8 protein-coding genes are annotated in these 5,005 nt (G+C 60.8%); all 8 read left to right on the top strand.

Annotated elements, in window-relative coordinates; all coding sequences use genetic code 11:
• A partial coding sequence (locus WBF74_RS14780; RefSeq protein WP_424441284.1) for a hypothetical protein occupies positions 1 to 391 on the top strand: 391 nt, incomplete at its 5' end.
• Positions 388 to 1,617, top strand: a complete 1,230-nt coding sequence (locus WBF74_RS14775; RefSeq protein WP_424441282.1) for a CpaF family protein — start codon at positions 388 to 390, stop codon at positions 1,615 to 1,617. The genes WBF74_RS14780 and WBF74_RS14775, both read left to right, overlap by 4 nt.
• A gap of 14 nt (positions 1,618 to 1,631) precedes the next feature.
• The gene (locus tag WBF74_RS14770) at positions 1,632 to 2,561 is read left to right on the top strand and encodes a type II secretion system F family protein (RefSeq protein WP_424441280.1); all 930 of its coding nucleotides are present in this window, start codon (positions 1,632 to 1,634) and stop codon (positions 2,559 to 2,561) included.
• Positions 2,562 to 2,571: 10 nt separating this feature from the next.
• Positions 2,572 to 3,510: a type II secretion system F family protein gene (locus WBF74_RS14765; RefSeq protein ID WP_424441278.1), complete on the top strand. Its 939-nt coding sequence runs from the start codon at positions 2,572 to 2,574 to the stop codon at positions 3,508 to 3,510.
• Positions 3,507 to 4,229 carry a tetratricopeptide repeat protein gene (locus WBF74_RS14760; RefSeq protein WP_424441276.1) on the top strand — a complete coding sequence of 241 codons (723 nt, stop codon included), beginning with the start codon at positions 3,507 to 3,509 and terminating at the stop codon, positions 4,227 to 4,229. The genes WBF74_RS14765 and WBF74_RS14760 overlap by 4 nt, the downstream gene beginning before the upstream one ends.
• Positions 4,229 to 4,471: a hypothetical protein gene (locus WBF74_RS14755; protein ID WP_424441274.1), complete on the top strand. Its 243-nt coding sequence runs from the start codon at positions 4,229 to 4,231 to the stop codon at positions 4,469 to 4,471. The genes WBF74_RS14760 and WBF74_RS14755 overlap by 1 nt, the downstream gene beginning before the upstream one ends.
• Positions 4,472 to 4,571: 100 nt before the next feature.
• Positions 4,572 to 4,775 carry a Flp family type IVb pilin gene (locus WBF74_RS14750; protein ID WP_424441272.1) on the top strand — a complete coding sequence of 68 codons (204 nt, stop codon included), beginning with the start codon at positions 4,572 to 4,574 and terminating at the stop codon, positions 4,773 to 4,775.
• Between the two features lie 5 nt (positions 4,776 to 4,780).
• Positions 4,781 to 5,005: TadE/TadG family type IV pilus assembly protein (locus WBF74_RS14745; protein ID WP_424441270.1), on the top strand; the 225-nt coding region annotated here is incomplete at its 3' end.

The raw sequence follows: 5,005 nt of genomic DNA, 5'->3' as shown, positions 1-5,005 counted from the left end.
GGGCGCGCCCTTCTTCCTCCCTTGCACCCAGCGCTTTACCTCCATCAAGGCGGCAGCCGAAATGCTTCGCTTCGTGCGCAATCTGCGCGGCGGGCGGGATGAGCCGGTCCTGATGATCCACGAATTTGCACCCGGCATGGCCCCCGATCCCGTCAGCATCCGCAATGCGGTTGGCGCGGCGCGCGCGCTGGAGCTGCCAGCAGACTGGCGGGAGCTTGCCGAGAGCGTGAACCGGGGCGAGCCGCTCGCCCTTGTGCCTTCCTCGCATTATGCGCGGGAAATGTCGCGCCATATGCAGGCGCTCAACCTGACCCCGCGCGTCGAAGAAGATCACGGCAGTGCTACCTCGCTGCGGAACCTCACGCGCAGATTGCGGGCGGTGCTCTCATGAGGATCATGCAGCCCTATATGCTCTCCGGTCGTAGCACGGTTTCGGATATCGGCATTTCCGACAGCTATCAGGAAATGAAGTTCCGTGTTTTCGATCTGACGCTCGAATATCTCGACCAGCAGGATGTTGAAGGCGAGACCATGCCGCTCGCCGCCCTGCAGGACGAGATTGCACGTGCGATTTCGGTCGTGCTCCTTTCGCGCGGCATTGCGCTCAATATGCGCGAGCGCGCGCAGCTGATCGAAGATGTGCAGAACGAGATCGTCGGCTTCGGTCCGCTTGAGCCTTTGCTCAAGGACCCGACGGTGGATGACATCATCGTCAACGGTCCCGCCAGCATCTATGTGGAGCGCTTTGGCGAACTGGAGCCGGTGCAGACGCGCTTCCGCGACACCACGCATCTCATGAACATCATCCAGCGCATCGTCAGCCCGATTGGCCGTCGTGTGGATGAAGGCACGCCTTATGTTGATGGCCGCTTGCCGGATGGCTCCCGCGTCAACGTCATCATTCCGCCTGTGGCACTCGACGGGCCCATCCTCTCGATCCGAAAGTTCAAGCAGATCCCGCTGAGCGGCGATGACATGGTGCGCAACGGCACCATGACGCCGGAAGTGCTGAAATATCTCTCAACCGCCGTGCGCGAAAAGAAAAACATGCTCATCTGCGGGGGCACGGGTTCCGGCAAGACCACGCTGCTCAATGTGCTGAGTTCCTATATCGGCGCGAAGGAACGTCTGGTCACGATCGAGGATGCGGCGGAACTGCGCTTGCAACAGGCGCATGTGGTACGGCTTGAAACGCGCCCCGCCTCGCCCGATGGCGTGTCCGATGTGACGGCGCGGGATCTCCTGCGAAACGTGCTCCGCATGCGGCCTGACCGCATCATTCTGGGTGAGGTGCGTTCCAGCGAGGCTATTGAAATGCTGCAGGCCATGGGCACGGGGCATGACGGCTCCATGGCAACGCTCCATGCGAACAGCCCGCGCGATGCGCTGGAACGGCTTGAAATGCTGATCGGCCTTCATGGCTTCTCGGCAGATTTGCAGGCTGTGCGGCGCTTCATCTCGGGCGCGATCGATATCGTGCTGCATCTGGCCCGCCAGCCGGATGGCAAGCGCAAGGTTCTCTCGGTTTGTGAAGTCGTGGGAATGGAGGGGCCGGCCTATGCCCTTCGCGAAATCTTCACGCAGGTCGACGAGCCGAACAAGAAGCGCGCCGTGTAGGAGGGAAGCGGGAGATGATGCAGTTCTCGACCCTGATCCTGACAATCTTCTGCCTTGCGAGCGGCGCGAGCATCCTTCTCATGCTCTGGCGCCAGCGGCAGGCTCAGGATGTGGGGCTGCGCCTCAGCCGCCTTGTCACGCCGTCGGAGAGTGAGAGAGAGAGCGGCCTTGCCCGCAACGACTGGCCGGATGTAACGACCCTTCTGCCGCAGATCGTCAAGAACCGGCTCTATCAGGCAGGCATCGAGATTTCGAAAGACCGCTTCCTTTCGATCTGCATCTTCGCGCTCTGCATTGTCACGGCAGCGGCATTTGCCTTCGGCATCATGGTCGCCCTGCTCGCGCTTATCAGCGTGTTTCTCATCACGGCCGCAATTGTCGATTATCGCGCCCGCAAGCGCATGGACGCCTTGTCCGATGCGATGCTTGGCTATTTTGACCGCGTGCGGCAGCTTCTCGTTGTGGGAAACAGCCTCTCGGTGGCGCTCGCCCGCGCAACGCAATCCTCGCCGCCCATCGTGATCGAGTTCTTTCAGCCCGCCATCCGGCGCATTGCCAATGGCGCAGGTGTGGCCGAAAGCGTCAACCAGCTTGCGCGCGAGCTTGATCTTTATGAGCTGCGTCTCTTCGGCGTGGCGATCGAGACCAATCTGCGTTTCGGAGGGTCGCTCACCGCCATCCTCGCCAATCTGATCGAGAATATTCGCCGCCGCGCTGCCGTCATGCGCGAGGTGAGGGTGACGACGTCGCAGATCCGAGCCAGCGCCTGGGTGCTCGGCATTCTGCCCATGTTCGTTGCCACCATCGTGATGATGCAGAGCCCGGAATATATGCGCTGGTTCATCGACGAACCGGCTGGTCGCCAGATGCTGATTTACTGCGCCATCTCGCAGGTGATCGGCGCCTTCATGATGCGCAAGGTCATTCGCGCGAATAATTATTAGGAGTTTCGGAGTGGTTGATGCTCTGACATGGATGGTTGTGATTGCCGCGCTCGTAACGGGCGGTACGGTGATGGCTATGTCCATGCTGGCCATCATCCGCCGGCAGGAAGTGGCTGCCCGCTTCGAACGCCTTTTCATATCTGACGGCACCCGCCGCACGCCGCTTGATGCGGGGCTTCATCTTCTCGAACGGTTTGGTCGCTGGGTGGAAGGTGCGCGGGTGAACCGCGATCTGCGGGCGCTGGTTCTGCAGGCTGGCTTCTTCCAGGGATCGGCCTTCTACATCTTTGTGGCGCTGCGCTATCTGATCGGCTTTCTCGTTGCCATCACCGTGCTCGTCCTGCGCTATGATGGCGACGGGCTCGGACCGATAGATGTGGCGCTCGCGCTCGTCTTCGGCTTCTTCTTCTATCGCTACGCTCTGATCGCACTGAAGCTCTATGTCGAACGCCGTGCAAGCGCGATCCGCCGCGAGCTTCCGCCGCTTCTTGATGTGATGCTGATGGCGCTTGATGCGGGTGTGAGCATCGACCAGTGCATGCGCTATGTTGCCGGCATTTCTGCAGGCACCGCACCCGTTACTGGGGGTGTTCTGCGCCGTCACATCGCCGATCTTGATGCGGGCATGCCTTACGACACGGCGCTAGACCGGTTCGGCCAGCGCCTCGGCATTGATGAAGGTCAGGATCTCGCCTCCACCATCAAGCAAGCACTTTTTCAGGGTGGTGAACTCGGCACGACGCTCCGCCGCTTCTCGATTGATCTGTCGGAAAAGCGCATGGCCGCTGTGCGCGAGCAGGTGGGACGCAAGGGGCCGCATCTCACTCTGGTGATGATCCTTTTCTTCATGCCGGTTCTTCTGGTGGTGCTTGCGGGTCCGGCCGTTGTGAATCTGAAGGGCGCTCTCGTCTCGGCCGGCGAGCAATTGGGTAACAGGGGAGGCAAATGATGAAGCGGGCGGCGTTTGTTTTCTGTTGCTTCCTTCTGGGCGGTTGCGCGCAGATGGGGTTCGAGCCCGTTCCGTCCACCGCGCCGCGCGCAAGCGATGTTGGCACGCTGGATGCTGCCGCGAAATCGCGCCTCTATCTCGAAGTGGTGAACGGCCTGCTGGAGCAGGGTCGCTACCGCGCCGCGCTTGCCTATCTCGATCAATATGCGGTGGCGGAGAAGAAGACGCCTTTCTTCCAGCAGCTTTATGGCGAGGCGCTTCTCGGCACGGAGCAATATGAAGAAGCGGCGGAAGCCTTCTCCGCGCTGACCCGCGGCCCGCTCGCACCGGAAGGATATAGCGGGCTTGGCCGTGTGAGCGGCGCGCAGGGGGACTGGGCTGCCGCCGTGTCCCACTTCCGCAAGGCCGTTGCTGTTCGCCCCTCAAGCGCGGAGTTCCTGAACAATCTCGGCTATGCGCAGCTTTGTCTCGGCGGCGACAGCATCCGCGAGGCGGAGTTCAACCTGCGTCAGGCGCAGGAGCTTGATCCTGCCTCCATTTCCATTCGCAACAATCTGGTGATCGCGCTTCTGCTTGCCGGAAAGGAAGGCGAGGCGCGCCGCCTGCTGGCAGGCATCCCTGCCGCCCATGAGCGCGCCGAAGTGCAGCAATTTGCGATGGACTGGGTGAAGCGCCACGCACAAGCCGGCACCGCATCATCTGAACAGGAGGAAATGTAATGAAAGCCCTGCCGCTGAAGATGCAGCCCGGTCTCGCAATGCTTGCCCTGTTTGCGCTTGGTGCCTGCGAGGTGCCGCAGGAAGCCGTTGTTGAGTCACGCGCAAAGGCGGTGCTCGATGCGCAATATGCGGCGACGGCCAAGACACCGCCCATGCAGGCGGAAGAGGCTGCCCGCATCTACGACAACTATATCGAGAATATCGGGGAACCGATGGAAAGCAGGTCCACGACCACCCGCTAGGCAGGTGAGCGAAGGGCTGAAGTCAGGAGGCAAGTGAAGATCGGATCGTGGGAGCGATCCGGAGTGGTGCCGGAAACGGCGTTTGTTTGTGGAGGTTAAAATGTCTGTGACTGTTATGAAGGCGTTCATGCGCCGTTTCGCAAAGGATGAAAGCGGTATCTCCGCCGTGGAATATGGCCTTCTGGCTGCGGGTATTGCTGTCGGTCTTTGGGTGCTGGTAGGCGGCGACGAAGGGATTGGTGGTAGCTTGCGCTCGGTTTTCACCTCGGTGAAAACTGATCTCTCTTCCGCTTCAGGTGGCTAACACCCGTGTGCGAAGATCGTCAGAAGAAATTGTCTTTTATACGAAGACTTCGCAGGCAGTGGGTGGACGCTTCTCCTTCCCCCGGAGAGGCGTCCACAGCCGCCCGCTTGTGCCGTGACGAAAAAGGCTCGGTCGCGATCGAGTTTGCCTTCATCGCGGTCGTCTTTCTGACGATCCTTTTCGGCATCATGTCCTATGGCTTCCAGTTCGCCACACGGATCGCATTGTCT

Origin of the sequence: Parvibaculum sp. (assembly GCF_049672805.1) — a bacterium.
Classification (GTDB): domain Bacteria; phylum Pseudomonadota; class Alphaproteobacteria; order Parvibaculales; family Parvibaculaceae; genus Parvibaculum.
Note: the sequence above shows the minus strand (reverse complement) of the source record. Positions and strands in the feature narration are given on the sequence as shown.

Bases quoted from the DNA above. Each gene is read 5' to 3' on its own strand.
- WBF74_RS14775 (WP_424441282.1), top strand. From the start codon at position 388: ATGAGGATCATGCAGCCCTATATGCTCTCCGGTCGTAGCACGGTTTCG.
- WBF74_RS14760 (WP_424441276.1), top strand. From the start codon at position 3,507: ATGATGAAGCGGGCGGCGTTTGTTTTCTGTTGCTTCCTTCTGGGCGGT.
- WBF74_RS14770 (WP_424441280.1), top strand. From the start codon at position 1,632: ATGATGCAGTTCTCGACCCTGATCCTGACAATCTTCTGCCTTGCGAGC.
- WBF74_RS14755 (WP_424441274.1), top strand. From the start codon at position 4,229: ATGAAAGCCCTGCCGCTGAAGATGCAGCCCGGTCTCGCAATGCTTGCC.
- WBF74_RS14750 (WP_424441272.1), top strand. From the start codon at position 4,572: ATGTCTGTGACTGTTATGAAGGCGTTCATGCGCCGTTTCGCAAAGGAT.